This window comes from Citrobacter telavivensis (genome assembly GCF_041807075.1).
Lineage (GTDB): Bacteria > Pseudomonadota > Gammaproteobacteria > Enterobacterales > Enterobacteriaceae > Citrobacter_A > Citrobacter_A telavivensis.
Window position 1 is genome coordinate 1 of record NZ_JBGUBF010000023.1, and the last position, 1201, is coordinate 1201.

Annotated in this window: 1 protein-coding gene; it reads right to left on the reverse strand. The window is 48.6% G+C overall.

Annotated elements, in window-relative coordinates; genetic code table 11:
* Nucleotides 1–13: 13 nt before the first annotated feature.
* Nucleotides 14–1201 (reverse strand): IS4-like element IS10A family transposase (locus ACERJC_RS25450; RefSeq protein WP_032446888.1); only part of this gene is annotated, 1188 nt, incomplete at its 5' end.

A 1201-nucleotide genomic window follows, 5' to 3' on the forward strand; every position in this document is an offset into this window, starting at 1 on the left:
CTGAAGGATCCCCTCATAAATCAGCCATAGCATAGCCATATTTGAGCAACTGATTGGCGAATAATACCCAGGCCGCCAGCAATTCTTTCTCCGTGATTTGATAATCAGGCCGCCTGAGTACCTCCAATCCCAAGCGAATCGTTGAGAGTACCGTTCGATGCCCAATGGTATTGGCCTGAAAATGCTTATCCCAGCCCTGTTGCTGTGCGTGTAAACCAACTAGCCACAACAGGCATTGAACCATCAACGCTATCAGTAGGATGATGTCGAATCGCTCTGGACTGTTGGTACGACTTTGGCGTAAGCCAAAGCCGTATGCCGGGCTTTTGAGGTCACGAAAGGTTTCCTCTATTTGCATACGTTTGGCGTACAGGTTTACCAGCTGCTTTGGGCTCCGAGATTCTGGTGGTAAATTGCTGGCTAACACCCAAGGCTCTTTCGCCGATGTTGAGTACGTTTTTGCCGATGGATGGTGGCAATTAGTCCTCGTTGAACGCTGATTTGTACGCCCCTTAGGTTTGCTACGATAAAGCGTGAGATGGCAATTGATAGGGTTAGTTTTGGTCAAAGTCTTACAACCCAGGCTCTTCGCTTGACCGTTGGCCAAGTCATGTGTACTTCGAACTGCACGCCAATTTTCAGCGCCAATATCTGCAAATTGAACTGTACCGCGAATACGGCTTAGCCAAAACCAACCATGCGCCTCAACCTCTTTGTACCAAGGCACTTTGAACCCCGCGTCAGTCACGATGAGAGGGGTAACATGCAAAGGTAAAATCTTGGCTAAGTCCGCTAAAAAACCGTTGTGGGAGGCCTTAGAGCATTGTTCTGATAGGGGATAGGACTTCTCATACAGGGTAATAGAGCGGCCATTGAAGGCTATTGAGGCGCGCAGAGCCATGATGCGTTTATGCTCTCGGATGTCTGACCAATCGACGAGCACAATCGGCATAGGGTTACCAGAACAGATGAGGCTGGCATGCCATTGGTAGACAGCTAACCGTTCTTGATGCAGATGCGTGTTGCCGAGCAAACGATCAATGCGCTTGATGTTGTGCTTGGTTCGGGCCGTGGTTGGTAAATTTCGACCTAACTCAGTCAAGGTCAGTGTCTTACATTCAATCAGCGCCTTAGAGGCCAGCATCAAGCTGTTTAATCGTTTTAGGTGAAGTTCTGGGCAGTATTGGTGTAAAGAATGTTG